The following is a 26311-nucleotide window of genomic DNA, read 5'->3' as shown; positions in this document are numbered from 1 at the left end:
GTTGCCACCTTTCGTTTGGCGACGATTAGGTGGTGAAACTTTTCCAGTGGAGCTTACTTATGAATCAATACATGGGCCTTACCAGCAACACCGACGACCAACCCCTCTACGTCGATACCACCGCCCCACTACACATCCTGCTCGACTCAGCCGCCTACCGAATCCGTGCTGCCACCCAATTCCTGGAGAATTTGGCGATGCGCGATGAACTGACCATCGATCCCGCGACCTTGCAAGATTTGGCACAGCTTTGCTGCATCCCACTGCGTGATGGGTGCGACGTGATCGATGTGATTGCCCGAAGATTGGATGCGGCACCGGCCGGTTCCACTCTATAAGCCTGCCCGCCGAATAAGCCTGCTATCCGACAACCTGTGGCGAGGGAGCTTGCTCCCGCTGGGCTGCGCAGCGGCCCCTTTTGTGAGCGCTGCGCACTCAAGCGGGAGCAAGCTCCCTCGCCACAAAAGAAACAGCTCCATGTCATGGTTTGGCTGTAGTGGAGGACTCCCCAATGACGCCAACCGCTACCGACAGTGTCGCAACTCAGGTCCGCAGGCTTGCTGAAACCCACAATGTTACTGCTGAGCTAGACGCCATAAGTCGTATGGCCGTGACCATCACCCGTCTGACCGGCGACGTCGTCGAACTGGATAACGTCGAACAGTTGCTCGTCAATCTCAAGAGGAAGGGCATTCTGAGCAAGTCTGAGATCCTGACGCTCCAAGGTGAGTACCTTCAAGAAAAAAGACGCGCCAAGAAACGTAGTGGCGTTGCGCAATATTCGTATGGACACCGGTGATAAATTCTCCCTCTTGAAGTTTGCCTTCGAGCTAGTTTCTCGGGTCGATAAAAGTTATGCACTGCGGTTCGAATCTGAGCTTTAATGCCGGGGCCTATCGACAGCTCCATTCGTCTAATCAAGGAAGAAACGACATTGAAAACAGCTCTCGGCGCTCTGCTGTTGGCCTGCCTGACAACTACCGCATTCGCTAACGAACACCCCATCGGTTTCCAGTCCTCCACCCTGCCGGATCCAAACAATGACCGCGCCCTGGAGATGGTCGTTTGGTACCCCAGCGCAACCACCGCAACCGCGCAACTGATCGCCGATAACGCGGTATTTGTCGGCGCCTCCGCCGTGCGTAACGCGCAGCCAACGGACGGCGAACATCCACTGGTGGTGCTCTCCCACGGCTACAGGGGCAACTGGAGCAACCAGATCTGGCTGGCCAGCGCCTTGGCCCAAAAGGGTTACATCGTCGCCGCCCTCAATCACCCCGGCAGCACCACCCATGACCGCAGCCCCCAAGCAGCGGCGCAGCTATGGCAGCGACCCGTTGACCTGCGTCGGGCCATCGATGCGGTCACGGCTCAACCGGAAAAATTTGGCCGTGTCGCCAATGGCCGAATTGCAGCCGTGGGCCATTCACTCGGCGGCTGGACCGCCCTGGAAATCGCCGGCGCGCGCTTCGACCCTGTGCGCTTCGCCCAAGACTGTAAGGCTCATTCGCAGCTAGCCAGTTGCACCGTTTACCAACAGATGAACCCCGCCAGTACCTCGGAAGCAAAGACCGAACTGGCCGCTGATTGGCGCGATAAACGCGTCACTGCCGTGGTGACGTTGGACTTGGGCCTGTCACGGGGGATGACCGATGAGAGCTTGGCCACGCTGCCTGTCCCCGCCCTGGTGATCGCTGCCGGTGTACCGTCGCAAGAGCTTCCCGCCGAGTTGGAGTCTGCCAATTTGGCCAAGCGACTTTCATCGGCGACAAGCCGTTACGTCGAGATCAAAGACGCGAGCCATTTCAGCTTCATGTCGATGTGCAAACCTGGCGCGGAAGAAATGCTTGAAGAGGAAGTGCCAGGGGATGGGATCATTTGTCGGGATGGTGATGGCGGTCGTGCTCGGGGGGTGATTCAGCAGCAGGTTGTGTCGCTGATCGCGGAGTTTCTGGCGCAATCCCCAGCAGACAAAAAAGCCAGTTTGTAACCGGTGGTACTGACTTGCAGCGGCTTAACGAAAATGCCGTGGTAAACATTTGGCATTCATGGAGGATTCTGACTGATGGCACGCATGGGTTTGATACTGACACCCGGTTTTGCGGACTGGGAATATGCTTTCATCGCTGGAACTGCGTCCCCTTTTTACGGGATCGACCTCAGGTTTTTCGCTCCCGCTGCGGGGCAGTTCCGTTCCCAGGGTGGATTGGCCGTAACGGTTGATAGCAGTTTGCAAGAATGCCTGGATTGGAAACCGGACGTTGTCGTCGTCATTGGAGGAATGGTCTGGGAACGTGCCGAAGCACCCGACATTCGCGATTTTCTTCAAGCGAGTCGATCAAGTGGCGCGACAATTGCCGGTATCTGCGGAGGAACGCTAGCCCTTGCCAGGGCCGGGCTTCTCGACACGGTTCCTCATACCTCGAACAGCGCCGACTTCTTGCAAAAGAATGCCGTGGGTTATGAAGGAAATGAGTTTTATCGAAGCAGCCCAGTCGCTGTGGTTGCGGACCGCATCATCACTGCTCCAGGCCCTGCCCCCGTGAGCTTCACCTGCGCAGTGTTCGAAGGTGCCGGGTTATCTTCAGAGATCATTTCTGAGTTCAGGTCGATGTTGGCAGCAGAACATGGGTAATTGCCCTTTTTCCATTTTTGAAGCGCAGGAGAAACGATGACGGGTTCGCCAGAAAGGAACGGTCTATTCCCGGCCAGCACACACGATGACCTCGACGTGGCCGATGGCACAGTTTTCGCCCCCTGGGTTCGCGTCTGGGCAGAGCTTGGCGTCAGAGACGCGTCACGAGAAACGTACGAAGAACTCCTTCGACACTACGGCGAGCCGCACCGCGCCTATCACAATCTCCAGCATCTGAAGGAATGCCTTCAGGTGCGCCGATACATCAACGCGGCCTGCCAGGCTCCCGCAGAAGTCGACCTCGCGCTGTGGTTCCATGACGCGATCTATGATCCCCTTCGCAGCGACAACGAGTTGCGCAGTGCGCAATGGTTGGACGACGTGGCACGCGATAGCGGCCTGGACGATGAAACGCGACGCAGGCTTTACGACCTGGTGATGGTGACGCGACACGACGGCGCCCCGGCAACGGCAGACGAAGCGGTCTTGGTGGACACGGATCTGGCGATCCTTGGAGCATCGTTCGAGCGGTTCGAGGAATACGACCAACAAATTCGCCGCGAGTACTCGTTTGTGCCTCTGCCTGTGTACCGCCAGAAACGGCGCCAGGTCCTTGAAGGCTTCCTGGCGCGTGGACGGATCTATACGAACGCAGCGTACTTCGATGCATTTGAGCAGCAGGCGCGCGCCAATCTTGCACGCGCCATCGAACGTCTCGACTGAAGGCTGGATTCAAGCCGCGAAGGGATATTCAGATCCGCCGGCGCTCAACCATGGTGACCGCCGTCATTCGAAAAATCGGGACTCAGCCATCTAATCAAGCTGCAAATCTTGATCAAGGTGACGTGCTCGTCGAATTTAAACTTACTATGCCCCGGAAGAATCATACCGTTTGACAAACCGACGCTCGTCGACCGCGTAACCTTGCTGCTGATAAAAAATGTGAGCCTGCATTCGGTGGTCGCTGCTAGTCACCTCAGACCGGACGCAAAGTTGTTCTATAAAAAATGCATCAGCAGCGAAAACTAGCATTGCCCCTACTCCTTGTCCTCGGGAGTCTTCATCGATGACAAGCGAGGTAATGCGTCCGAGCCTACCCGACTGATGAAACAGCTCAAGTACATGTAAGCTTATGACACCGATAATATTTTTACCGTCTTGTGCCAGCAGCACGGTATCGCGAGCGCTAAGTTCTAATGCTTCAAGCTTATCTCGGATCAGCTTCGGCGAGGCTTGGTAGCCTAACTGGCCCAGGAGCCTGGACACAGATTCTGCATCGGTTAGTAAGGCTTTTCGAACTTTCATGTTGTTCTCAACTGGGTATTGCACAGGCTTGTCCACTCTTTGAATTCGACTTGACCTATCGTTTGCATCGGACTTAACCGACACGCTGGGTAACTGAGACCGGCAGAAAGCGATCAGAGCCGTCAGTCGACCTGAGAACACAGGTTAGATGACTTGAACCAGAGGACTGCGGAGTCGACATGAACATGCTTCTGCTTTTGAGGCAGGAAGGGTGTATCAAGCGTGCCCAACGCTATCGAGACCCAGTCGGAGAATTTACCTTCAGATCGGGACCAAAACAGAGTCGAACCGCAATCAATGCAGAACTCACGTAATACGGCCTCTGACGAAGCATAGCTTTTGATGTTGGTGGAACCGCGAAGTACTCGAAGCGCGCTACGGGGAATGCTGCCGTACGATGCAAATGCTGCCCCGTGCCCCTTGCGACACTGGCTACAATGACAATGACTCACTGCTTTTGGTGAGACGAGTAGCTCGTAACTGACGGCAGCGCATAAGCAGCTTCCTCGGTATAGCTGTGTCATAGGCCGTTCCGTGCAGATGAGAAACCCCAGCGTAACTGTCCCAGTCCAATCAGTCGACCGACCGTTACTTGCCGTCTGCTGCCTGCTACGACGCAGCTATCGAGCCAAGACCCCGAAGCATCGGGGACAGACCGATATGGATAACGCTGAGAGTCCATAAAGAGTCGGCTGCAGCCCCTTCAGGCATAGTCGACCCAAAGGAGCCTGTATACATCCAAGGATGTCACTCACCGGCAAGTCATCAAATCAACCAATCCAAAACCCGCGCATTCCACAAATCCCGATACCGCTCCCGCCACCCCGGGCTCCCCTTATCCAACCACTCCAACGTCGCTTCAACACTCTCAGGGCTGATCATGAAGTGATTGATATGCTCCTCGACCCGCTCTTCAGATAGATGCAGCAAGTCCAGATAGCCATTGAAAGAATCCGCCAACACCACGTACTCATCGCCCTGCTGACGGCGCCCGGTCCAGGCCGGTAAACCCGCCACCATCGCCGCCACGTCCTGGCGCCCTTCCCGCACATCCAGCAGCAAGATACTCGCGCCGCCGTCGCGACCTATCGGCAACAATCCCGTCTCGGGGAAGCCGGGCTGGGCCCGCAGTTGCTCCAGCTCAAAAGGGTTGGATTCATACTTTTCGTCCAGATCCAGCCCGTACAGTGAAAAACTAAGTAGCTCCTCGTCGCCATTGGCCAGGGTCGCCAGCACATCGTATCCCACGTAGGCACCGTTGCAGGTCTTGAGGAAATGGCGATAGTCGTCCGGCAAGCGAGCCCCCAGGCTGCTTTCCAGTTGCGCGATGGCACGCTCGGTGGCGCCTTCACGGGTGTCTTCGAGGATGAGTCCGCGGTAGTTAGCCATTGTTATCTCGAAAAGGTATTGAGTCCTGGAGGTCTTGAAACACACCGCGCCGCACAATCAGTCCGACACGTCGATGACGAGTGCTCCGCTCACTCGCTGGCCAGATGTCTCTCGATCAGCCTCGCCGCCTCATCTGCGTGAGTAAAGCCCAGGCTGTGATCGGCGCCAGGGAAAACGTGCAGTTCAGCGCGAGGCAACAGTTGGGCAAGGTGCTGGCCGACGCGAACGGGGCTGATCGGATCGGCGTCGCCCCAGAGCAGCAGGACCGGCATGCGCAACTCGACCAAGCGGTGTGTGAGGTCGGTGCAGTCGTCGAGGAACCAACTCGGCAGTGTCGGGTTGGCGGCGGCAAAATCCAGACGCCAGTCGTGCGCGCCCAGCGCCGACATGTCCACACCGCCCGAGGTGACGGTCAGCACCAGGTGGGTGATCAGCTCAGGGCGTTCAAGTGCTGCGAGCACAGCGACGATACCGCCCATGGATTGCGCCACCAGCGCTGTGGGTCGGTCGATCTCGGTCAGCACTCGCGCCACTAGGTCATTCATGCCGGTCACGCCGGGCACGGGCGGCGTGTCTCCGAAGCCGGGCCAGCCGATGTGTACTTGCTGCGCCGGGTGGGCCAAGCGTTCAGCGACCGGATGCCAGAATTGGGTGTTGCCTGAGGCGCCGGGCAAGAAGATCAGTTTGGCGGGGGATGCGGTCACGGGTTCGTCCTTGAGCGTGGAATTGAAAGGGTCAGCAAGAAGGCAGAGCTATCATCCATAGCGGCCCTTTATGAAAGAGAGATTGTGGACGACAGCAGCCATTGCGCCGTCCGTTTTGGTCAGTGAAGCCGAATCCTTCTATGCTCAAGCGACTATGCGCAAGGAGCCACCTAATGGATTACCTGATTCGAAACGCTATGGATACCGATGCCCCGGCCATCAGTCAAACGATCATCAATGCCTTGCGCCAGTCCAATGCCCAAGACTACTCACCCGAAATTATCGATCAAGTGGCGCAAAATTTTTCCCCGCCGGCAATTCTTCAATTATTGGCTCAACGCCAGATACTCGTAGCAACAGTCGACAATCATATCGTTGCAACGGCGAGTCTCGATCAGGACGTGGTCCGAAGCGTGTTTGTCGACCCGAGCTATCAAGGGAAGGGTCTCGGGAGACACCTGATGGCGAGGATTCAATCGATCGCCATCAACGCAGGCCTGAAGCTGCTGCGGGTCCCCTCTTCAATCACCGCAGAAGGCTTTTATGCTTCGCTTGGGTTTAAAAAAGTCCGGGATGAGTTTCACAAATCAGAGCGCACGATCATCATGACGAAAACCTTGGATCTGTAGCACTGCTGCGTCCAAGAAGGTACCCCTGCGCCATCACACCACGCTCGCCCGATGCAAGCTGCTCAAATGCCCAACGCCCGCCGCCTGCAAACGACTCACCAAATCCTCCCGCGCAGCTCGCCCACCCGAACGCACGTACTCCAGCTCCGCCGCGGTGATCAATACCACCGGCACCAATCTGACCGGCGACAACGGCATGTCATCCAGTTGGGTCGGGAAATCCGGCGCCGGGGCACCGAGCAGAACGCCGGTGGAATCGTCATCGGTCACGAAGTGTTTGGGCAATTGGTCGCTCATGTGGTGCGATTGGCTGAGCCCAGGAAGTTCAAGGGACAGCGCCCCATACTGGTCGAGTTGGTGGGTGATGCCGCCCGCGTCGGCCACCGTCTTGGCGACGTGTTCCACCAATTCGAATGCCCAACTGCCCTTGAAAGGATCGACCTCGCCCACGGGGCCATGGGCGTGTTCGGGGATGTCCGCGGTTTCGACGAACAACTCCATTTCGAAACCGTTGCCCATGCCTTCCGTATCATCGAATGGATCGGACAGGCCTTCGGTGGCGAGGATGATCGTGTCGCCACGGCGAACCACGCGATAGGCCTGGCGAGTCGAAGGCCAGTACGGGCCGCCGGAAAAGGTCGGGCTGATCAAGTAGGCAAGGACATCCCGCTCGACCGTGCCGACAGCACTCCAATGACGATCCAGGCACGCTGCGCCGGCTTCCCGGACGGCCAGACTGGCGGCTTCAGCCTCAGTCAGGTCGACAAGCTCAGGGGATTGCGGCGCGGGCTGGTCGTGTTGGGTTTCAGGGGCTTTTGATGAACCGAAGAGCTTCTTGAAGAAATTCATGGGCGTTCCTTGCTGGGTTTTCGCTCGGCGTCATCCGCGTCAGCATTCGCTGATCCGATGGCAGGCGTCGATTGCATTGTGGCGTGTTGGAGTAGATATGAAAACGTGGTCAGGATGATGAGGCGCAGGCCTATGCCCCGCCCGTTCTACCGCGACGCATATGGATAAGTGCGGTTCTACGATGATCTGGAGAAACTCGCTCTTCGACAGCGAAGGGCAAAAAGCCCAGCTTTGGATAAAGCAGCAAGCCAGCCGTGTTTTCATTGAAACACGATATCTGTACCTCAGAGGCGTCATAGCGGTCGAACGCCAGGGCCGTCATCGTTTCCACCAGAAAGGTTGCGACTCCTTTACCTCGCGCTTCTTGGGCGACGATGAGATTACCGATACAGCAAACTCCACCTTTTTCAGCCCGATAGAAATTAGCAAAACCAACGACACGCTTCCCTGCCTCCACGACCGTCGAATCGAATCGTTGAGCGATAGCGTCAGCCAACTGAGCACTGGTCAAAGGGTATTGGGCTTTCGGGAACATATAAAACAGTTCCCGAGCGTCCAGCACAAAGCTGCAGATGGTCTTGATGTCATCGGCCGTCACTGGCCTGCTTTGCAATGTCATTGGGCGTCCTTGAGATTGATGCGTTTGGTATCTTAGCTCAGCTGATTTTGCTCAGGCATCTGTCGGGCGGCAGGACTGGATAGATTTCAAAGATGAACATGACATTGACGGTCGAACGTTTGGTCGAAATAGCAATGACCAATCCAATCAACGCACAAATCACTTCGCGCTTGCCTGCACTCGGTTTAAATCAATGCATGCTCACGGCAGGCTGCCTGTTCCAAGCCGTCTGGAATCAACAATCACAGCAACCGCCTTCTTGGGGCGTTAAGGATTACGATGTTTTTTACTTTGACCCGGACCTGTCTTGGGAAGCCGAGAACGAAGTGATCAACGCCGCCCAGCGACTCTTCCAGGACCTCGACGTCAACATTGAGGTCAAGAATCAGGCTCGCGTCCACCTTTGGTACGGTCAGCGGTTTGGCAAGCCTTATCCTCAGCTTCAGTCGGCCAAGGATGGCATTGATCGTTACCTGATTGCGGGCACGTGTGTTGGGCTGGATGTTGAAACCGGTGAGGTCTATGCGCCCTTTGGCCTAGAGGATATCGAGCAAGGCTTTCTGCGTATCAATCCAAATAATCCGCAGCCGGATTTGTTCGATGAGAAGGCGAAGAGTTATCAGGCTCGCTGGCCGTGGCTCAGGATTGTGGAGAAATGATGCCAATCTCGATAATCCCGTGGCGAGGGAGCTTGCTCCCGCTGGGTGGCGAAGCCGCCCCAAAGTACTTTTTTCAGAAAAAACGGGGACAATGGTCTACGACGGCTACGCCGCCGAGCGGGAGCAAGCTCCCTCGCCACGGAGTGTGTATCTATTAAGATTATGTGTGTACTTGCTGCCGGCTTCGCGGATCATGTGTAAAAAAACACAGGACTATCAGTTGAGAGCTGCCTTTGCGGCACGATCCGGTCCAGGCATCTTAGCCGTAGCTCCGGATTATGGATGACCTTCACTGATCCGACTTATTCCAGGAGCGAAGCCGACTTGAGCAAATCGTAAAGTCCTTCAGGCACCAGCGGTGACAGAGCCGTGAAGCTGTCACTGGAGCACCACGTGGCCTTGAACGATGCACCGTCGCTTTCAAAGCCTTCCAGCCAGGGTTGTTTGTAGAGATCGGCGTCGTCAAACCTTGCATCGTAGACTTGGACGATCTCGTGCCCAGGCTTGCCGGCGTAGGTGAAAATGCTTTCCAAGGTGCCAATCAGTCGAAGGTCGCTGATCGAGGCACCCAGCTCCTCTTGCACTTCTCGGACGATGGCCTCATGGCTTCTTTCGCCGAACTCAATACCACCGCCAACGGGACGAAAAAACATCTGTTTTTTATTGGCATCGTAAAACTGGTTGACCAGTATTTTTCCGTGATGATGAAAGATACAAAGAGCGAGGGGCCGAATGCGTTGCTCCGACATGAGTAAAACTTCCTTTTGATTTAATGATGCACAACGTCCTGCAAATATCAGTATCAGGGTTTAAACACCACCCACTCAACCTTGACTCATCGTTCCCGAAAAACTTTCCTCCACCGGCCCGATAAGAACGACCGCACCCACGCCATTCCACTGAACCGTTACGCTTCCGCCATCACATTCAACCTCGACGGTGCTGTCCAACAAACCACGACGGATGCCGTTAACAACCGCACCACACGAACAGGACCCCGACCCCTGCGCAATCCCTGCACCGCGCTCCCAGATGCGCAACCGAATATGCGTGCGATCAATGATCTGGACGAAATGAACGTTGGTCTTGAGCGAAAACAGGGCGTTGGTTTCGATGGCCGGGCCGATCGTCGCGATATCAACGCTGGCCAGATCATCGACAAAATAAGTGCAGTGCGGATTACCCATGCTGCACGCGGCGGGACTGCCGGCCAGTGGCAAGGCGGCGGTGTCCAGTGCTTGCGCTAAAGGAATGTCCGACCAGCCGAAAAGCGGCACGCCCATGGCGACGGAAATGTCGCCGGTTGGAGTACGCTCGCAAGTCAGCAGACCGCGGTTGGTGCGCAGTACCAGCGAAGTAGCATTTGCTTCGCGCATCAACAGATCCGCCGCTCCTCGCGTCGCGCTGCCGCAAACATCCAGCGGGGAGCCATCTGCGTTCCAGAACATCACCCGCGCATCGGCATCGTCGCAATCGAGCAACACCGCGAGCTGGTTGAAGCCCACGCCCCGGTTCCTATCGCCCATACGCCGGGCCAGGGCACTTGTCACTGGGCTGGCTGCATTGCGCGAGTCGACAATAATGAAGTCGTCGCCATTGGCATGCATCTTATGAAAGCTCAGTGGCATGCAAACGCTCTGCTGGAGATGGAATTACCGTAGTAAAAATTGCAGGTTGCCTGAGCGTTCCGGACATACAACATGATTCGATTGAGTGACGGTTGCATGTATTCATCCTTGATCAGTGTGAGTGTTGCGTCTTCTTATATGCCGTCGTCATGACCTCCCAAGTTCTAGTGTCGGCAGGAATCAGATGCTCGATACGCAATGAGCTCATCGTGATATCGAGCGGCATACCGAAGGTGGTGAACGTCGACATGAACCTCAGCTCCCCCTGGGAAGAGTCGACTCGCGTCAGCAGCAGCGGAGGCAGTTCGTTAGCCAGCGCAGCGCTGTGTGGGGCCGGCAGGCTCTTCAGGATCTCAGCCAGCGCCGGATTACTCAAGGCTTCCCTGGATGCGCGCTGCCAAGCCACTAACCTTATTTCCTCGGCGTTACTCAAATGATCGCCCAAGCCGCCGGGTTGCAGCAGTGTCACCAACAGGTTAAGCCCCTCTGCCGCTTCTCTGGCAAGCCCCACCAGATCGAACAAGACTCCCGCGCTGGCGTTGGCGGCAAGGATGTCCCATTGAGCATCCAAGACAATTGCTGGGGCGGGGTTATTGGCGTGAAGGATGTGATCAATGGCAGCACGCACCACCTCCATTGTCGATGATGTGAGCGGCGTCGTTTCGTAGCGAGGGGCGTAGCCGCTGGCGAGGAAGATGTCATTGCATCGTTCCAAAGGTACATCCAGGGCAGTCAATAAGTTATGCAGGGTGCCGGGACTTGGCTTCGCGCGTCCCGTCTCGATGCAACTGAGGTGACGCTGAGATAGCCCTGTCATCAGCGCGCAGTCCAACTGACTCAGCCCGGCCTGTTGGCGCAAGTGACGCAGTTGGGCACCGGCCGAGGTTGGCGGCGTTGTTCGAGAGAAAGGTCGACTGGTCATCCGTTGACTCTGGCATTGCGGGTGAACGGCGTCGATGACCTCAGAGGTCATTGAAACCATGACGGTCAAATCACTAGCCTACCTCCCTGATCAACGAACTTGTCCAGGGAGGCAACTTGAAGAAACCTTACATCGCACTGGTGACACTGCTGCTTTTTTCCGTGTACACGGCGAGTACTTTGTTTCTCGCCGAGCAATCGCTCCTGGCGTTCGGCCTCGGGCTCATGTCGCGCCCAGACACCGCGCAGGTTGTCATCGACCTGTATCTGCTCGCTTGCATGGCGTGCGTCTGGATGTACCGGGACGCACGTTCGAAAGGCCGGTCGCTCACATCGCTGCTGCCTTACTTCCTGATCACGGCCATCTTCGTATCAGTCGGTCCGCTGTTGTACATCGTCGTCAACGGATTTGGACACCAACCGTCGCTGACAGGTACTCATGATTAGCCAGTTCCTCAACTCATGCACCGCAACGGACAATCACAGCTCACGGCCAATCAACAAGCACCGCTTTCGGATCCCCCTGACGCATCTGGGCCAGTTCAGCATCCGCCTTGGCTTGCGTCGCGTGGCAGAACTCGAAGGCGTTCTGGGTCTTGCCGGTCGGCCCCTTGGCTTCGGCCATGCACACCACGGCGCCCGGTGTGCAAACGGCGCTGTTGAGTTTGAAATCACCCCAAACGCCGGGCTGTTCCTGCTTCACCTTGGCGATGTAGCTTTTGAGCGAGGGTTGCATGTCGCTCGCCGCACCGGCAATCAATTTGACCGGGCTGACCGCAGCGCCGTACGTATGCTGGGTGGACAGTACGGCGGTGCAATACATGGCTGCGGCCGGGACCACCGCCGTGGCACCGTTGGCCATCACCGTAGGTGTCATCGCGACTTGCGTCCCACCAGGCCCCACCAGAACCGGAACGATGCTAAACGCGTTGTTTCGCCAGACCTTCAGGTTCACCCGCGAGCCGATTGGCGCTTTGGCAACGGCCACCCTGAAATCGATTGAATCGGCGATAAGCCCGTTATCCACGGCCACGATCACGTCTTGAGGCAAGATCCCGGCCTGTTGCGCACCGCTGCCCGGAACAGTCCCCTGCACCACAACTCCGGCGGGAGGCGCTGACAGCGCCATCGCCCGCTTCGGATCGATGGTCTCGATGCTGGCGCCGATCCTGCCGCGAGGTAAATTGGCCGGCTGGCAGCCTTTTTCAAGCCAGACCTGGCTGGCCGCTTCTTTTCGAGCCGTGGCGACCTGCTTCAGGATGGGCTCAGCGCTCGCCTGGTACATCGGCACCTCGCTGAGGGACATTTCGATGTATTCGCAAGATTTGGAGCGATACCGGTCAGGCGTTTCCCGGGTCACCAGCTTTTGCAAGTCAATGGGTGGCAAGCCTTGGGGGGCGGCAACGGTGGAGGTTGCGGGGGAGACGCTGGCAGAGTCCGCACTGGCAACCGATGAGACCACGTAGGCACCGGCCGCAAGGCCTGCTGCACTGGTCATCATGCTGGTATCGACGCCTCCCATGGGCAGCAGCATCGCACCGACTACCGCCGCCTCACCGAGACCGCCATCAGAGGCACAGCCAGCCAAGGCAGTGAGCGAAAGTGCAACGGCAAGCCTGGTGCTTGATTTCAAGGCAGATGCGGACATTTCGCTACTCAGTGATTGATTCGAGTGGATCGTGCCGCATCATGGCAAAGTGCCTTTCAGTTGTATATCGAATGCACATTTGCCCAGATGCCACCCGTCTCAATCACCACGGCAGCGAAGTGCCTGGTTGAGGTTGGACAGGATGATGGCCAAATAGTACCTTGCCTGGACCTGCCTAAACGCCACGACCTCAGAGAAGCCCATGTCGACAAAATGCCTTGCCGCACTACTGGTGCTCTCCCCTCTCCTGGCGTCTTGCGTCAACCCGATGTACAGCTCCGCCGAGCGAGCCGAAACGGCGGAATACCTGCGCAAGGTCAAAGATCCGGCGACCTACTACGCCATGGATTGTGAAACGTTCCTGGCGACCAAACAGGGCTGGGAAAAGCATCCGAGCATGGCGGGCGACCCCGTTAACCTGGTGATCCAACAAGTCGCCAGACAACGCGATTGTTCAGCCGGTAGCGCTCCAGCACCAGTTGCCGCTGCGGTGTCACCGACGCCCGGGATGTCCGCGGCAATGCCCGCATCGGAACCTAATCAGTCTGGGGGCTTGGGCCTGCACATCACCAGCGTTACACCGGCGGTGGCTCAGCAATTTGGCTTAGCCGCAACCAGCGGCGTATTGGTCGTGAGGCCAGTGCCAGGAACAGGCGCGGAAAAAGCCGGCATGTTGGCCGGCGATATCGTTTTGCAAATTGCCGGGACTCCGGTCAACAGCCCTGCCGAGCTGACCGCTGTCGCCAGTCGTATTCGACCTGGCTTCGCGGCGCCGTTGAAGGTGTGGCGCAACCGGGCACCCATCGACGCGTTGGTGGAAATAGGCGACTCATCGGGCTTGGCACCCTCGGTAGCGCTTGCACCTGCGGCAGCCGCCGCGCCGACGCGCCCCCTCGCCGCTCCCGTGACATCGCCAGCAAGCAATAGCGCGACCCATACTTCGTTCTGTTTTGCCTTGTTCGAGGCCAGACAAGTCCAGGGGCTGAGCGACTATCCATCAAGGGGCCTCATCACCGCCGTCTGGCAAGGCCCGGCACTGAGCGGCACACCCGCTCGGCTCGCTATGCCGGAGTTCCAGGCATTCACTCGGTCCCAAGGCTACGACGTGAAAATGCAACCGATGTTTTGCCAGCCAATCGGTGCCAGCGAACAGTGCCAGGCACTGGGGTCGGAGAGTTTCATGCTGACCGAGCGCAGCTTTACCGCGATGGTCAATTGCACAGAAACCTTGCAGGGCGTAGAAACAACGCGGGGTCTACTGTTTAAACAGTGGCCTTATCTGCAGACCACCGCGTGGCGTCCGTTGGCGAGTCAGTAACTGTCTCGATGGGTGGCTCTGGCCGGCGCGGGAATCAGATGTTCGATGAAGCTTTCGCTTTAAGCCACGCCTCACGCGTCATTTCCCAGACGTCTTTAAGCAACGGCCCACAGACAAATTCCCCCTGCTGCGTCCCGATCATGCGCATGCCTTCGCGCTCCGACACCCTGCGCGAAGCCAGGTTGCCCACGGCCTTGGGCACCTGCATGACGGGGCGTTCCAGGGTTTCGAACCAATAGGCATTGATCGCTTCGCACGCCTCGCGCATATAGCCTTTCCCCTGCCATTGCGGCGCCAGCCAGAAACCGCGGTTGTTGCCTGGCTGATCGTAGAGGCTGATGCTGCCGATACGCTGTGCCGGGTCCTCGGCAATACGGATCATCCAGTGCCACTCGCGCCCGGCGGCGACAGCGGGGAGCGCATGGTCGCGCACATAGGTCAGCGCGCCGTCATCCGGGTACGGCCAGGGCACGCGGCTGTCCAGGTAACGGACCACTTCCCAGTATGGGAATAATCGTTGAATCGCCGGTGCATCCGCCAGTTCAAGGGGGGTGAGGATGAGGCGGCAGGTTTGGAACGTGGGGATAGGGTCCATGATGAAGATTCCTTTTCAAACGTTATGGCGTCCTTGAAAAGTTTTCACGCTACAAGTTATCCGTGATCCTGCACAGCTTGCTGTCCTCCAAGGATAAAGGGGGAAGCTCGGTCGTTTTCACGGACAGTTGCTTGAGGGTGACCGTGCACTTGAAGCGCCCCGCAGCCTCCAGTTGGTAATCCGCCCCTGCTTTAGGGACAAAGCGGAACATGTTGTAGCATTGAGCACCGATGTAATGAAAAGCGATGGGCTGTCCGGCAGGCACCAGCAGCTCAGTCATTACCGTGGAAGATGAATGTTTGTCGTCGTCTGGCATGCCCAGTCGTTCGCCGTTGCGATTGGCGTAGCCATCCCGGAACGCCACCATGACGCCCGCGCCCGGCAGGCGGAAGTCCACACAATCGGACTTGGGTACGGCCCTGACCATGCCATCGCTGATCACCCGCAAGCGTGCGGTCTCGCCACCGTCAGGCGTGGAATAAGGGGTGGAGAAAGAGCGGACATCCGACAGCGCTCCGCAGCCGGTGAGCAGCGTCAATAAGATGAAGTTCAAGGCATGTCGCAGGACGCGGGAGGTAGTGCCCGGGCAAATATCAGCCTGGGAGATGAGGGGGTGTGGCGATTGGCTCACGATGATGCTCCATGCGGGTCAGATATCCAGGGCCAACAACGGTCAAAAGGAACGCGATGTCAGCGCGAGATTTTATAGAGGGTTCAGGGATTGGCTGCAATAGTCGACGTACCGGGGCGCACGCCTGATGATCCAGGCCCACTCAAACCTCATCACCGGATTGGCCCTCGCCGTGGTCGCGACGCTGAGCTGGGCTTGTGGTTTCATCATCGGCTGCCGACACTTCTGGAGATGTCAGGTCTTGCGGCTGTGCTGGTTGGGATGGTCATGGGGGTGCGGATCATCCTCAACTCGCGTGGATCGACAACCAACGCCGCCCCTTGATCAGCAGATGATTGCCCTACCCCTTGTCCAGCCCTTTGGCTGTCTTTCTGCGACCCTTCGAAGTCACCACTTTGTATTCACCGGAACCGGCCTCTTCCACTGAATATGCGGTCAGGGCGTCCTCGTGCAAAACGTAATGGGTGGAAGTTTTACTGACAGGAAGAGGGACAGTTTCGATATGAGCGGCCGCCTTTGCAGAGGCCGCTGGCAAGAAAGCACTCGGCTCCAGCGCAAACCGCTCTGCCAGCGCGTACGCCATCTTGTGACTGATCGGCCGATCTCCATTGAGCACCTTGGACACCGCCGTTTTATCACCGATTTCAGGGAGGTCTGAACCGGTGAGCCCGAGCGTCTCCATCAAGTCCTTGATCAACTGCACAGGCGTGCAGCTCGCCTCAAAGGCGGCATTCGATTCGCGAAACTGGTCAGAATCGCACTGATAGGCCAGGATTTCGTCCTCGAGCTCAACGAGAATCCTCTCCTCGGTCCTGCTCAGCTCGCGCCCGTCGGTAAGCGCATCGAGCAGGGCCGTCGCACGCGCATAGTCGGCAGGGGTCTTGATGCCATGCACAAACTCACCGCGCAGGCGATCCAGTACGGCGTGTAGCTCGCCAAGCGTCGCGATCACGGTTTGAAAGTCGTTCCGGGCTGCGCTCATCGTCTTACCCCTTTATTTCTTGCATACCAGCTGTTGGCAACGTCGTAATCGGCATGCGTGTAGATGTGTTTGACGTAGAACTTCTGCCGGGCATAGTTGACGCCGCCTATCACCCTGAGATTATTGCCGCCTACGTCGATCACCACCCAGTTCATTGCCGCTCTGGGCTTGAACAAGTCGACACCGTGCGTACCGAATAGCTTTTGCAGGTCGGCGAACGCCTTGGGGCGCGCCATCCTCAGAATGCGCAGGCATCGATCAAGCCCGGCCTTGTCGTTGGGGTACAAAATCGCAGCGTCGTCAAAACGTGATGGCGTGAGTATATCCATAGGCTTCCTTGTCTTTGAGCCGATGGTACTCTGGTTGTGTTTTTTCACAACTCCATTTTATTGGCGATGGCGGGACTCATGCTGTGGCGAGCCGGCGATTTGGCCGGAAGCATTGGGCCAGATGAGCCAGGACATAAGCCAGCGATCACGGAGACCGATCACCGTAAGATCAACACCGCCGCCACCGCAATCACGGCCACCACGCCAAAGACCATCCGCGCGACCCACGGCGCGGTGAGCCAGACGCCGGTTACCCCGGCAATCTGCCCCACGTTCTTCTCGGTCAGGCGGAAACTCGGCTCCCGGAAAGGATTGCCGCAATGTGGACAAGCGTAGGCCTTGTCGGAAATTCGGGATGCGCATTCAGGGCAATCGATCAGACTCATTGCGTGACCTCAGGAAGAGACGAACTTGGGATACTGACAAAGACCATGCCTTTCCGGTTTTTGTTCTGAGTCGAGTGAACCTTTTGAAAACCACGCGACGGAAAAGCGAACTGCTTCACAGCCAACAAGATAGCCCAACGCAATTGTTTCGGCGGAACCGCTACTGTACAGGTTTTACGCGCCGGATAAGGTCGTCCAGCACGTAGGTGTCCAGAAAGGCTGTGACTTCAATGATCTGACCATTCTTGAAGGTCATGTGCCACAGGTAGGTGTTGTTGTAGGGTTTATGATCAAGCGCCGTGGCTGTTCCGTCCCACATCACAACCACGACATCATCCTGAGCAACGATGTTCTGCACCGTGGGGACAATCGGTGTTGCCAGCCGAGCGGTAATCGACCGCACGACATGGGCCAGCTCAGCCTTGTTGTTATAGACACCAGAAACAGGACTCGTCCCGGCCACGGTCCATTTCGCATTGGGCGCCAGCAGATCGAATACCGTGCCTTTGCCTTGTTGCCAATTCGCGAAGGCCTGGCGGACCAGATCCGTATTGGCGTTTTGAATAGGTTCCGAAGCCCAGACGTTACTCGTGACAAACACTAAAGACAGGGCAAGAGCCTGGACGCGCCAAGCCAAATTCATCCATATGGTCATGATGTTCTCTCACAGCAATGCAGTTGATAGGACGCTCTTCCAAGAGAACCTTAACGGCGTGTGCCCAGAAACCTTTGCCCGATACTGCTGTGAGGTTGCCCGATGCTGTTCAGTGGCGAGGCCACTGTGCGAGCTTGCTCGCGATAGCGGTGGATCAGTCACATGGATGTATGGCCGTCATCGCGAGCAAGCTCGCTCCCACAGGGGCCAGTGCTTATTCCTGGATATTCCACGCGCCTTGCGTATTTTTCAGACGGCAGAAACCACAAAACCCCTGGTTTCTTGGAAACCAGGGGTTTTGTGTGTATCGAATGTGGCGGTGAAGGAGAGATTCGAACTCTCGATACAGTTTCCTGTATACACACTTTCCAGGCGTGCTCCTTAAGCCACTCGGACACTTCACCGTATCTCGCTAAACTGTTCAGTCTGTCGAGGCGCGCTAATGTAGTCGAAAGCTTTTCCGATGGCAAAGGTTTTTTTCAGAATTTTCATGCGGTTAAGCTTCGTCGGGCATTAAAACGCGCCTGGGCAGGGCAAACCGGCCAATCTTCGGGGCTACGTAGGTACTGCTCTATAGAGGAAGGCGTGGCGGGATGGGCGGGCCAGGCTGTTTGCGAGGTTAGGGGCTGACCGGTGAGTCAGTCACGGCGCTTTACCTGGCCTTCGGCGGTGGGTAACGTCTGCGACACTTCTCTTACAAGGAATAGCGTCATGAGCGACTTGATTGCCTACCATCTCGAAGACGGTATCGCGACCCTGACCTTGAACAACGGCAAGGTCAATGCCATCTCGCCGGATGTGATTGCCGCGTTCAACGCAGCGCTGGACCAGGCGACGGCGGATCGGGCGGTGGTGATCATTACCGGGCAGCCGGGGATTTTGTCGGGTGGTTACGATTTGAAGGTGATGACTGCCGGCCCCAAGGAAGCGGTGAGCCTGGTCACGGCCGGCTCGACACTGGCCCGTCGCCTGCTGTCGCACCCCTTCCCTGTCGTTGTCGCTTGCCCTGGGCATGCGGTGGCCAAGGGTGCGTTCCTGCTGCTGTCGGCGGATTACCGCATTGGTGTTGAAGGCCCGTTCAGCATTGGCCTGAACGAAGTGCAGATTGGCATGACCATGCACCATGCCGGTATCGAACTGGCCCGTGATCGCCTGCGCAAGTCGGCGTTCCACCGTTCGGTGATCAACGCCGAGATGTTCAATCCCCAAGGCGCCGTGGATGCCGGTTTCCTCGACAAGGTGGTGTCGGCCGAAGAGCTGCAGGGCGCAGCCCTGGAAGCAGCGCGTCAGCTGAAAAAAATCAATATGTCAGCCCACAAGAACACCAAGCTGAAAGTTCGCAAGGCGCTGCTGGAAACGCTGGACAGTGCGATTCTGCTGGATCAGGAGCATATGGGCTGACGCTCACAAATCACTCAAACATCATTGTGGCGAGGGAGCTTGCTCCCGCTCGGCTGCGCAGCAGTCGTAAAAAACTGCCAGCCGTTTTTCCTGATGCACCGTGTGGAATGGTCTGGGCTGCTGCGCAGCCCAGCGGGAGCAAGCTCCCTCGCCACGGATTTAAGCCCCTCCCCTAGCGTTGGGCTTTTTCCTACATGGGCCGCTTAAAAATCTCCAACCGCTCTAGGACGCTTCTGGCGCACTACTTAGAAACATGCGCTTAAACATCGTCCATTTCCTACCTCTATAGGGGCAATTGCTGAAAACAGTGCACGTCCGTACACTGCGCCACCTTTTGTCCCGATGGGGCCCTGTAGATGCTGTTTGTATTGCGTATGTTGTTGATGGGCCTGCACTTTGTCCTGGCGGGTGTGCTTGGGGTGATTCTGGGCCTGTGCCGGCCGTTCAATCCGGACAACAGTCGTTTATGCGCCAGGCTGTACGCGTTGCCGGCCATGTGCATTTTGCGCCTGCGGGTCCGGACGCAGGTCGACACGCTGGTGAATAAGCCCAACGGCTGCGTGATCATCGCCAATCACCAATCCAACTATGACCTGTTCATGTTCGGCAACGTGGTGCCGCGCCGTACCGTGTGCATTGGCAAGAAGAGCCTGAAATGGGTGCCGCTGTTCGGGCAGTTGTTCTGGCTGGCGGGCAATGTGTTGATCGACCGCGGCAACGCGATCAAGGCGCGACAATCGATGCTGACCACCACTCATACGTTGCAGCATGAGGACACGTCGATCTGGGTCTTCCCGGAAGGCACGCGCAACCTGGGCGAGGACCTGCTGCCCTTCAAGAAAGGTGCATTCCAGATGGCAATCGCCGCTGGGGTCCCGATTATTCCGGTGTGCGTCAGCAGCTACATCAAGCACATGCGCCTCAATCGCTGGCGCAGCGGTGACATTCTCATACGCTCGTTGCCGGCAATTCCTACGGCCGGATTGAGCATGGATGACATGCCCCGGCTCATCGCCGAATGCCGCGAGCAGATGCGCGAATGCATCGCGACCATGGACCGGCAGTTGCAAGCCGCGTGAATGGAAAACCCGCCCTACGGCGGGTTTTCTTTTACCGCCGAACTCCGCAGATTTCATTGACTCTCAAGCAACAGGGCACGTTAAGCTGAACGCTGCCTGCCACTGCCATTTTCCAATAAGAAGTGAACCACCATTATGGGTAGAGTCGTTGCCGCTGCGGTTTACAGTGCCGGTAAGAAAGTCACCAATATCACCCTCGACGAAGGCAGCACGTGGGCTGCCAAACCGGGTCACTTTGTGTGGATCGGTCTCGAAGAGCCCAGCACGCTGGAGCTGACCAACCTGCAGCGTCAATTCAACCTGCACGAACTGGCGATCGAAGACGCCATGGAAAAACACAGCCGCCCCAAGCTGGAGACCTTTGGCGATGCGTTGTTCATCGTCACGTATTCGCCAATACGCAAGGACGGCAAGCTGGAGTTCATCGAAACCCATATCTTTGCCGGTAAGGGCTACATCATCACCGCTCGCAACGGTCATTCCGCGTCCTACGCCTACGTCCGACAGCGTTGTGAGGCACGTCCGCTCTTACTGAAACATGGGGAAGATTTTGTCCTCTACGCCATCCTTGATTTCGTGATTGAGAACTACCAGCCGGTGGGTGAAGCCATTCATGCCGAAATCGACGAGCTGGAACGTAACGTGTTGTGCAGCTCCCTGAACGAGCGGGATATCCAGAACCTGCACAGCTTGCGCCGCGACGTGTTGCGCCTGCGTCGCTATGCAGCCCCCATGGTGGAAATCAGCGAAGAGCTGCAGCGACTCGACTTCCCCTTCATCGACAAGAACATGGGCCCGTACTTTCGCGATGTGCAGATTCACGTGACGCGGCAAATGGAAGACCTGGCGACCCTGGCCGACATCGCCAGCCAGACCATCGAAGTCGGCGTGCTGCTCGAAGCGTCGCGCCAGAGCGTGGTGCAACGCAAGTTCGCCGCTTGGGCGGCGATCCTGGCGTTTCCCACAGCCGTAGCCGGGATCTATGGGATGAACTTCGAAAATATGCCGGAGTTGACCTGGCACTATGGGTATTTTCTGGTGCTTGGATTCATCGGGGTGGGGTGCACCGCTTTGTGGGCGAGTTTCAAGCGGTCGGGGTGGTTGTAGGCGAGCATCATCCGGTGGGATTTGTGTGGCGTCCATCGCGAGCAGGCTCGCTCCCACATTAAGTCCTGCTCGGCGTGTGACCTTTAGGCTTGGCTGGTTTCAACCTGCGGCTTGTGCGCCACAAAACGCATCATCCACTCCGCCACTGTGGTGCCGTGGTGCTCATGGGCCAGGCTTGCCACGCCCTGGCTGTAGATCTGCTCGCCGAGGTGTTGCTGGCGAATCTCCAGCAAGGCCCGGGAGTAATCGTGGATGAACTCCGGGTGGCCCTGGAAGCACAGCACCTGGTCGTTGATGTGGTAGGCGGCGAAGGGGCAGAAATCGCTGGAGGCGATGACGGTCGCGCTTTCGGGCAGTTCGGTGACCTGGTCCTGATGGCTGATCAGCAAGGTCAGTTCTTCCATCACCGGGCTCATCCACGGCGCCTTGGCGGCGAGTTTGTAGCGATGGGTGCCAACGCCCCAGCCTTGGGTAGCGCGCTCGGTCTTGCCGCCCAGCAACAACGCCAACAGTTGATGACCGAAGCACACACCGAGCAATTTGTCGCCGCGCTGGTAGCGCTCCAGCAGGTAGGTCTTGAGGGTTTGAATCCAAGGGTCGGTGCCAAAGGAGTCCGCCTTGCTGCCGGTCACCAGGTAAGCATCGAACGCCTCGTCATCGCTGGGGTAATGCCCCTCCATCACGTTGTACACGATGAATTCGGCCGCGATGGGCTGCTGTGAAAAAAGCCGCTGGAACATCTGCCCGTAACCCTGATATTGGTCGACCAGTTCAGGACGCAGGATATCGGTTTCCAGAATGCAGATGCGTAGCGACATAAAAAATACCTGACACGTGATGGGAATATTGCACACCCCAGAGCCTGCCTTGAAACACGGTCCCAAGGCAAGCCCCTTCCCTGGTTTGTCAGAACAGTTCGTGCCGGGCGGCTTTCTCCAACAACAAGGCCGGCGGTGAGAAGCGTTCGCCGTATTGCTCGGCCAGGTACTGGGCACGACCGATAAAGTCCGGCAGGCCGTATTGGTTGATGAATTGCAGCGCACCACCGGTCCAGGCCGCAAAGCCGATGCCAAGGATCGAGCCGACGTTGGCGTCGGCCGTCGAGGTCAGTACGCCCTCCTCCACGCAGCGCACGGTTTCCAGGGCCTGGATGAACAGCAGGCGATCCCGGATATCCTGCGGGGAAATCTGCCCGTCGACTTTCTCGAAGCGGCTCTTTAACTGTGGCCACAGATACTTTTGTCCAGTGGCCGGGTATTCGTAGAAGCCGGCGCCAGCGGCCTTGCCCGGGCGCTTGTATTCGTTGAGCAGCAAGTCAATTACGGCGAACGCCGGATGCTCAGTCGGCGTTTTCCCTTCTGCACGCAGGTCCTTGGCGGTTTGCGTGCGGATATGGCTCATCAGGCCGAGGGAAACTTCGTCAGAGATCGCCAGAGGTCCGACCGGCATTCCGGCCTTGCGCGCTTCGGTCTCGATCATCGGCGCGCTCACGCCCTCGCCGAGCATGGCGATGCCTTCACTGGTAAAGGTGCCGAATACCCGCGACGTGAAGAAACCGCGACTGTCGTTGACCACAATCGGCGTCTTGTTGATCTGCAGGACAAAATCGAAACCCCGGGCCAAGGTCGCGTCACTGGTATGAGCGCCCCTGATGATCTCCACTAGGGGCATTTTTTCCACTGGGCTGAAGAAGTGCAGGCCGATGAACTTCGTCGGGTCCGGCACGGCCATGGCCAGGCCGGTGATAGGTAAGGTCGAGGTGTTGGAAGCGATCACCGCATCATCTCCCGCCACTGCCTGGGCGGCGGCCGACACGCTGGCTTTCAGGGCTCGATCTTCAAATACCGCTTCGATGATCAAGTCGCAACCGGCCAGGTCCGCGTTGCTGTCGGTAGGGTGAATCCGCGCCAGCGTGGCTTCGCGCTGCTCGGCAGTGAGTTGTCCGCGGGCGATCTTTTTATCCAGCAACGCCGCCGAACGGGCCTTGCCCTTCTCGGCTGCCGCCAGATCGACATCTTTCAGCACCACCGCAATGCCGGCCGCGGCGCTAACGTAAGCAATACCTGCCCCCATCATGCCCGCACCGAGCACGCCGACTTTTTTAGTCAGATATGGCGCCAAACCTTGTGGGCGAGAGCCGCCGGCCTTGATCTCGTTGAGCTGGAACCAGAAGGTGCCGATCAGGTTCTTTGCCACCTGGCTGGTGGTCAGTTCGGTGAAGTAGCGGGTTTCGATCAGGTGGGCCGTGTCGAAATCCACCTGGGCGCCCTCCACCGCGGCGCAGAGGATCTTCTCCGGTGCCGGCAGGCAGCCCTGGGTCTTGTTGCGCAGGATCGAGGGGGCGATTGCCAACATTTGCGCGACTTTCGGGTCGGACGGCGTGCCGCCCGGCAGCCGATAGCCCTTTGCGTGCCAGGGTTGCACGACGCTGGGGTTGGCGAGAATCCAGGCCCGGGCCTTGGCCAGCAGTTCGTCACGATCCTTCGCCAGCTCATCGATCAAACCCGCCTGCAGCGCTTGTTGCGCATTGACCTTCTTGCCCTCGAGCAGGTAGGGCAAGGCCTTTTCCAAGCCGAGCAGGCGCACCATCCGCACCACCCCGCCGCCGCCCGGCAACAGGCCGAGGGTGACCTCCGGCAAGCCGAGCTGCACCGATGGCAGGTCCAGCGCCACACGATGATGGCAGGCCAGGCAGATCTCCCAACCACCGCCAAGGGCCGCGCCATTGATGGCCGCCACCACGGGCTTGCCCAGGGTTTCCAAGGCACGCAGTTGCGCCTTGAGTAGCAGGACCATTTCATAAAAAGCCTTGGCCTCGGGCTTGCCGACCTTGACCAGCTCGTTGAGGTCACCACCGGCAAAAAACGTGTGCTTGGCCGAGGTGATGATCACACCGGCAATCGAGTCCTTTTCAGCCTTCAAACGGGCGACGCAAGCGGCCATGGCCTCGCGGTAACGCGCATTCATGGTGTTGGCGCTCTGGCCCGGCATGTCCAGGGTCAGGACGACGATCCGGTCCTGGCCGGTTTCGTAACGGATGGCATCGGTCATGAAAGGTGTTCCTTGAAGTCGGGCTCAGAGGCGTTCGATGACGGTGGCAATGCCCATGCCGCCGCCGACACAGAGGGTCGCCAGGCCATAGCGCAGGCGACGCGCTTCCAACTCGTCGAGCAACGTGCCCAGGATTGCGCAGCCGGTGGCTCCCAAGGGATGTCCCAGGGCGATGGAGCCACCGTTGACGTTGACCTTGGCGGGATCGATGGCCATGTCCCGGATGAATTTGAGCACCACCGAGGCGAAAGCTTCGTTGACTTCGAACAGGTCGATGTCCTCCACCCGCAGCCCGGCCTTGGCCAGGGCCTTGCGGGTGGCCGGTGCCGGGCCGGTGAGCATGATGGTCGGGTCGGTGCTGGTGACGGCCGTGGCGACGATTCGCGCCCGGGGTTGCAGGCCCATGGCGCGCCCCTTGGCTTCGGAACCGATCAACATCAGCGCCGCACCGTCGACGATGCCGGAACTGTTGCCCGGCGTGTGCACATGATTGATTCGCTCGACATGGCTATACACCCGCAGCGCCGTGCCATCGAAGCCCATCTGGCCCATGGCTTCGAAACTCGGCTTGAGCTTGCCCAGGCCGTCGAGCGTGGAGTCGGCGCGGATGAATTCGTCGTGGGCCAGCAGCACGATGCCATTCTGGTCCCGCACGGCCACCAGGGATTTATCGAACGAACCGTCGGCCCGGGCGCGCGCGGCTTTTTGCTGGGAATGCAGTGCGTAACCGTCGACATCCTCGCGGCTGAAGCCTTCCAAGGTGGCGATCAAGTCCGCACCGATGCCCTGGGGAATGAAGTGGCCGTGCAGGTTTGACTGTGGGTCCAGCGCCCACGCACCGCCATCGCTGCCCATGGGCACCCGGGACATGGACTCGACGCCGCCGGCCACCACCAGGTCTTCGAACCCGGAACGCACTTTCATGGCCGCCAGGTTCACCGCTTCCAGGCCCGAGGCGCAAAACCGATTGAGTTGCACGCCGGCCACACTGACATCCCAATCGGCCACCAGCGCAGCCGTCTTGGCGATATCGGCGCCCTGCTCGCCCACCGGCGTCACGCATCCGAGCACGATGTCGTCAACCTGGCTGGTGTCCAGATCCATACGCTGCTGCAAGGCACTGAGCAGGCCGCCCATCAGGTTCACCGGCTTGACGCTGTGCAAGGCACCATCGACCTTACCCTTTCCGCGAGGGGTGCGTAATGCGTCGAAAATCAAAGCTTGGGTCATGACCATCCTCGAAACCACGGGCGTAATGCGATGCCTCAACCATAAGCCCAGCGGCGCCGGATTCAATGACCACAGCGCTCAATGACGTTGACGACCACGCTCAGACGAACGGTAGCGTGCTATCGGGTTAACCGTTTCAGGAGGGCAAGCTGTCTAGCAAAAGGCCCAGCAGGAAGGTGGCAATCCGCCTCATATCATTTTTATAGCCACGAGCTAAAAGCTGATACGAATTGGATCTAAGCCAAGGCGGCCGCGGCCCCTAATGTAATCCTTGTACAAGTAAGTCGTCGGGTTTTGCCGAGGCGCTTGTCGGAACAGGAAGTGCACCACCAGCCGTCATGGATATGCAGGCTGGTTTTTAGGAAATAACAAAAAAGGCGGGTCAGCCATGTTCAAACAATCGAAAGTTCGCCAAGCCGGACTCATTCTCTTTGCCACGACGCTGCTGTTGATTTTGCCGAATATCACCAAGGTGATTGGCTGAAACCCTGCGCGTGGGCACCTGCATCATCCAATGCGTTGTATCGCCAAAAAATGTGATGGGTTCACTGTTCGAGCTGC

The 26311-nt window shown here is 58.0% G+C and carries 31 protein-coding genes and 1 tRNA gene; 12 read left to right on the top strand and 20 right to left on the bottom strand.

Annotated elements, in window-relative coordinates; translation table 11 throughout:
• The first annotated feature begins 59 nt into the window (after window positions 1-59).
• From M1D99_RS09440 to M1D99_RS09420, 5 genes are all read left to right on the top strand, one after another.
• The gene (locus M1D99_RS09440) at window positions 60-338 is read left to right on the top strand and encodes a short-chain dehydrogenase (RefSeq protein WP_458131675.1); all 279 of its coding nucleotides are present in this window, start codon (window positions 60-62) and stop codon (window positions 336-338) included.
• A gap of 173 nt (window positions 339-511) precedes the next feature.
• Window positions 512-799 (top strand): hypothetical protein, encoded by a 288-nt coding sequence (locus M1D99_RS09435; RefSeq protein WP_458131674.1) that lies wholly within the window; start codon window positions 512-514, stop codon window positions 797-799.
• A 135-nt stretch (window positions 800-934) separates the two neighbouring features.
• A complete protein-coding gene (locus tag M1D99_RS09430) occupies window positions 935-1990 on the top strand; it encodes an alpha/beta hydrolase family protein (RefSeq protein WP_458132123.1) in 1056 nt (351 codons plus the stop codon).
• A 75-nt stretch (window positions 1991-2065) separates the two neighbouring features.
• The gene (locus tag M1D99_RS09425; protein ID WP_434574844.1) at window positions 2066-2635 is read left to right on the top strand and encodes a DJ-1/PfpI family protein; all 570 of its coding nucleotides are present in this window, start codon (window positions 2066-2068) and stop codon (window positions 2633-2635) included.
• Between the two features lie 36 nt (window positions 2636-2671).
• Complete coding sequence (locus M1D99_RS09420) at window positions 2672-3358, top strand: HD domain-containing protein (protein ID WP_434574842.1); 687 nt, start codon at window positions 2672-2674, stop codon at window positions 3356-3358.
• 144 nt (window positions 3359-3502) lie between these two features.
• Here M1D99_RS09420 and M1D99_RS09415 read toward each other — a convergent pair whose 3' ends face one another.
• From M1D99_RS09415 to M1D99_RS09400, 4 genes are all read right to left on the bottom strand, one after another.
• On the bottom strand, window positions 3503-3940 hold the full coding sequence (locus M1D99_RS09415) for a GNAT family N-acetyltransferase (protein ID WP_434574840.1): 438 nt from the start codon (window positions 3938-3940) through the stop codon (window positions 3503-3505).
• Between the two features lie 122 nt (window positions 3941-4062).
• Complete coding sequence (locus tag M1D99_RS09410; protein ID WP_434574839.1) at window positions 4063-4464, bottom strand: GFA family protein; 402 nt, start codon at window positions 4462-4464, stop codon at window positions 4063-4065.
• 241 nt (window positions 4465-4705) lie between these two features.
• On the bottom strand, window positions 4706-5329 hold the full coding sequence (locus tag M1D99_RS09405) for an SMI1/KNR4 family protein (RefSeq protein ID WP_458131673.1): 624 nt from the start codon (window positions 5327-5329) through the stop codon (window positions 4706-4708).
• An 89-nt stretch (window positions 5330-5418) separates the two neighbouring features.
• The gene (locus M1D99_RS09400; protein WP_458131672.1) at window positions 5419-6033 is read right to left on the bottom strand and encodes an alpha/beta fold hydrolase; all 615 of its coding nucleotides are present in this window, start codon (window positions 6031-6033) and stop codon (window positions 5419-5421) included.
• A gap of 173 nt (window positions 6034-6206) precedes the next feature.
• On the opposite strand from M1D99_RS09400, the gene M1D99_RS09395 reads away from it, so the two are divergent.
• On the top strand, window positions 6207-6662 hold the full coding sequence (locus tag M1D99_RS09395) for a GNAT family N-acetyltransferase (protein ID WP_458131671.1): 456 nt from the start codon (window positions 6207-6209) through the stop codon (window positions 6660-6662).
• Window positions 6663-6695: 33 nt separating this feature from the next.
• On the opposite strand, the gene M1D99_RS09390 is transcribed toward M1D99_RS09395, so the two are convergent.
• Together M1D99_RS09390 and M1D99_RS09385 are read right to left on the bottom strand one after the other, a co-directional pair.
• The gene (locus M1D99_RS09390) at window positions 6696-7511 is read right to left on the bottom strand and encodes a suppressor of fused domain protein (RefSeq protein ID WP_434574831.1); all 816 of its coding nucleotides are present in this window, start codon (window positions 7509-7511) and stop codon (window positions 6696-6698) included.
• A gap of 130 nt (window positions 7512-7641) precedes the next feature.
• Window positions 7642-8130, bottom strand: coding sequence for a GNAT family N-acetyltransferase (locus tag M1D99_RS09385; protein WP_458131670.1), 489 nt, complete (start codon window positions 8128-8130; stop codon window positions 7642-7644).
• Between the two features lie 98 nt (window positions 8131-8228).
• Here M1D99_RS09385 and M1D99_RS09380 point away from each other — a divergent pair, with 98 nt between their 5' ends.
• On the top strand, window positions 8229-8789 hold the full coding sequence (locus M1D99_RS09380) for a nucleotidyltransferase family protein (RefSeq protein WP_458132122.1): 561 nt from the start codon (window positions 8229-8231) through the stop codon (window positions 8787-8789).
• A gap of 302 nt (window positions 8790-9091) precedes the next feature.
• On the opposite strand, the gene M1D99_RS09375 is transcribed toward M1D99_RS09380, so the two are convergent.
• The 3 genes from M1D99_RS09375 to M1D99_RS09365 all read right to left on the bottom strand — a co-directional run bounded on the left by M1D99_RS09375 (window position 9092) and on the right by M1D99_RS09365 (window position 11339).
• Entirely contained in the window at window positions 9092-9538 is a 447-nt protein-coding gene (locus tag M1D99_RS09375) for an NUDIX hydrolase (RefSeq protein WP_207964854.1), read from the bottom strand.
• A 75-nt stretch (window positions 9539-9613) separates the two neighbouring features.
• The gene (gene dapF / locus M1D99_RS09370; RefSeq protein WP_434574827.1) at window positions 9614-10417 is read right to left on the bottom strand and encodes a diaminopimelate epimerase; all 804 of its coding nucleotides are present in this window, start codon (window positions 10415-10417) and stop codon (window positions 9614-9616) included.
• A 112-nt stretch (window positions 10418-10529) separates the two neighbouring features.
• Window positions 10530-11339 (bottom strand): helix-turn-helix domain-containing protein, encoded by an 810-nt coding sequence (locus tag M1D99_RS09365; protein ID WP_238349498.1) that lies wholly within the window; start codon window positions 11337-11339, stop codon window positions 10530-10532.
• 116 nt (window positions 11340-11455) lie between these two features.
• Between M1D99_RS09365 and M1D99_RS09360 the strand changes: the two genes are divergently transcribed.
• Window positions 11456-11785, top strand: a complete 330-nt coding sequence (locus tag M1D99_RS09360) for a DUF2834 domain-containing protein (protein ID WP_186707242.1) — start codon at window positions 11456-11458, stop codon at window positions 11783-11785.
• 40 nt (window positions 11786-11825) lie between these two features.
• On the opposite strand, the gene M1D99_RS09355 is transcribed toward M1D99_RS09360, so the two are convergent.
• Window positions 11826-12986, bottom strand: coding sequence for a PDZ domain-containing protein (locus M1D99_RS09355; RefSeq protein WP_186707241.1), 1161 nt, complete (start codon window positions 12984-12986; stop codon window positions 11826-11828).
• 202 nt (window positions 12987-13188) lie between these two features.
• Between M1D99_RS09355 and M1D99_RS09350 the strand changes: the two genes are divergently transcribed.
• Complete coding sequence (locus tag M1D99_RS09350) at window positions 13189-14304, top strand: S1C family serine protease (RefSeq protein WP_458131669.1); 1116 nt, start codon at window positions 13189-13191, stop codon at window positions 14302-14304.
• A gap of 34 nt (window positions 14305-14338) precedes the next feature.
• Here the strand turns inward: M1D99_RS09350 and M1D99_RS09345 are convergent, their stop codons facing one another.
• The 7 genes from M1D99_RS09345 to M1D99_RS09315 form a co-directional block, all read right to left on the bottom strand.
• On the bottom strand, window positions 14339-14899 hold the full coding sequence (locus M1D99_RS09345; RefSeq protein WP_186707239.1) for a GNAT family N-acetyltransferase: 561 nt from the start codon (window positions 14897-14899) through the stop codon (window positions 14339-14341).
• 49 nt (window positions 14900-14948) lie between these two features.
• Window positions 14949-15530: a hypothetical protein gene (locus M1D99_RS09340; protein WP_186707238.1), complete on the bottom strand. Its 582-nt coding sequence runs from the start codon at window positions 15528-15530 to the stop codon at window positions 14949-14951.
• Between the two features lie 340 nt (window positions 15531-15870).
• On the bottom strand, window positions 15871-16512 hold the full coding sequence (locus M1D99_RS09335; protein WP_458131668.1) for a helix-turn-helix domain-containing protein: 642 nt from the start codon (window positions 16510-16512) through the stop codon (window positions 15871-15873).
• Window positions 16509-16841, bottom strand: coding sequence for a type II toxin-antitoxin system HigB family toxin (locus tag M1D99_RS09330; RefSeq protein ID WP_434574816.1), 333 nt, complete (start codon window positions 16839-16841; stop codon window positions 16509-16511). Before M1D99_RS09330 ends, M1D99_RS09335 begins: the two co-directional genes overlap by 4 nt.
• A 158-nt stretch (window positions 16842-16999) precedes the next feature.
• Window positions 17000-17227, bottom strand: a complete 228-nt coding sequence (locus tag M1D99_RS09325) for a zinc ribbon domain-containing protein (RefSeq protein WP_186707235.1) — start codon at window positions 17225-17227, stop codon at window positions 17000-17002.
• A 160-nt stretch (window positions 17228-17387) separates the two neighbouring features.
• On the bottom strand, window positions 17388-17870 hold the full coding sequence (locus M1D99_RS09320; RefSeq protein ID WP_458132121.1) for a nuclear transport factor 2 family protein: 483 nt from the start codon (window positions 17868-17870) through the stop codon (window positions 17388-17390).
• Window positions 17871-18196: 326 nt separating this feature from the next.
• Window positions 18197-18286, bottom strand: a tRNA-Ser gene (locus M1D99_RS09315).
• 307 nt (window positions 18287-18593) lie between these two features.
• On the opposite strand from M1D99_RS09315, the gene M1D99_RS09310 reads away from it, so the two are divergent.
• The 3 genes from M1D99_RS09310 (at window position 18594) to M1D99_RS09300 (ending at window position 21469) form a co-directional block, all read left to right on the top strand.
• A complete protein-coding gene (locus M1D99_RS09310; protein WP_053180884.1) occupies window positions 18594-19283 on the top strand; it encodes a crotonase/enoyl-CoA hydratase family protein in 690 nt (229 codons plus the stop codon).
• A gap of 356 nt (window positions 19284-19639) precedes the next feature.
• Complete coding sequence (locus M1D99_RS09305) at window positions 19640-20362, top strand: 1-acylglycerol-3-phosphate O-acyltransferase (protein ID WP_186707232.1); 723 nt, start codon at window positions 19640-19642, stop codon at window positions 20360-20362.
• Between the two features lie 135 nt (window positions 20363-20497).
• Entirely contained in the window at window positions 20498-21469 is a 972-nt protein-coding gene (locus M1D99_RS09300; protein ID WP_434574811.1) for a magnesium and cobalt transport protein CorA, read from the top strand.
• A gap of 83 nt (window positions 21470-21552) precedes the next feature.
• Here M1D99_RS09300 and M1D99_RS09295 read toward each other — a convergent pair whose 3' ends face one another.
• The 3 genes from M1D99_RS09295 to M1D99_RS09285 all read right to left on the bottom strand — a co-directional run bounded on the left by M1D99_RS09295 (window position 21553) and on the right by M1D99_RS09285 (window position 25750).
• Window positions 21553-22287 (bottom strand): amidotransferase, encoded by a 735-nt coding sequence (locus M1D99_RS09295; protein WP_186707230.1) that lies wholly within the window; start codon window positions 22285-22287, stop codon window positions 21553-21555.
• An 88-nt stretch (window positions 22288-22375) separates the two neighbouring features.
• Window positions 22376-24520, bottom strand: coding sequence for a 3-hydroxyacyl-CoA dehydrogenase NAD-binding domain-containing protein (locus tag M1D99_RS09290; RefSeq protein ID WP_458131667.1), 2145 nt, complete (start codon window positions 24518-24520; stop codon window positions 22376-22378).
• 24 nt (window positions 24521-24544) lie between these two features.
• The gene (locus tag M1D99_RS09285; protein ID WP_458131666.1) at window positions 24545-25750 is read right to left on the bottom strand and encodes an acetyl-CoA C-acetyltransferase; all 1206 of its coding nucleotides are present in this window, start codon (window positions 25748-25750) and stop codon (window positions 24545-24547) included.
• Window positions 25751-26311: the final 561 nt, after the last annotated feature.

This window comes from Pseudomonas sp. R3-41 (genome assembly GCF_054161485.1).
This window is presented reverse-complemented; position numbering and strand designations above follow the sequence as displayed.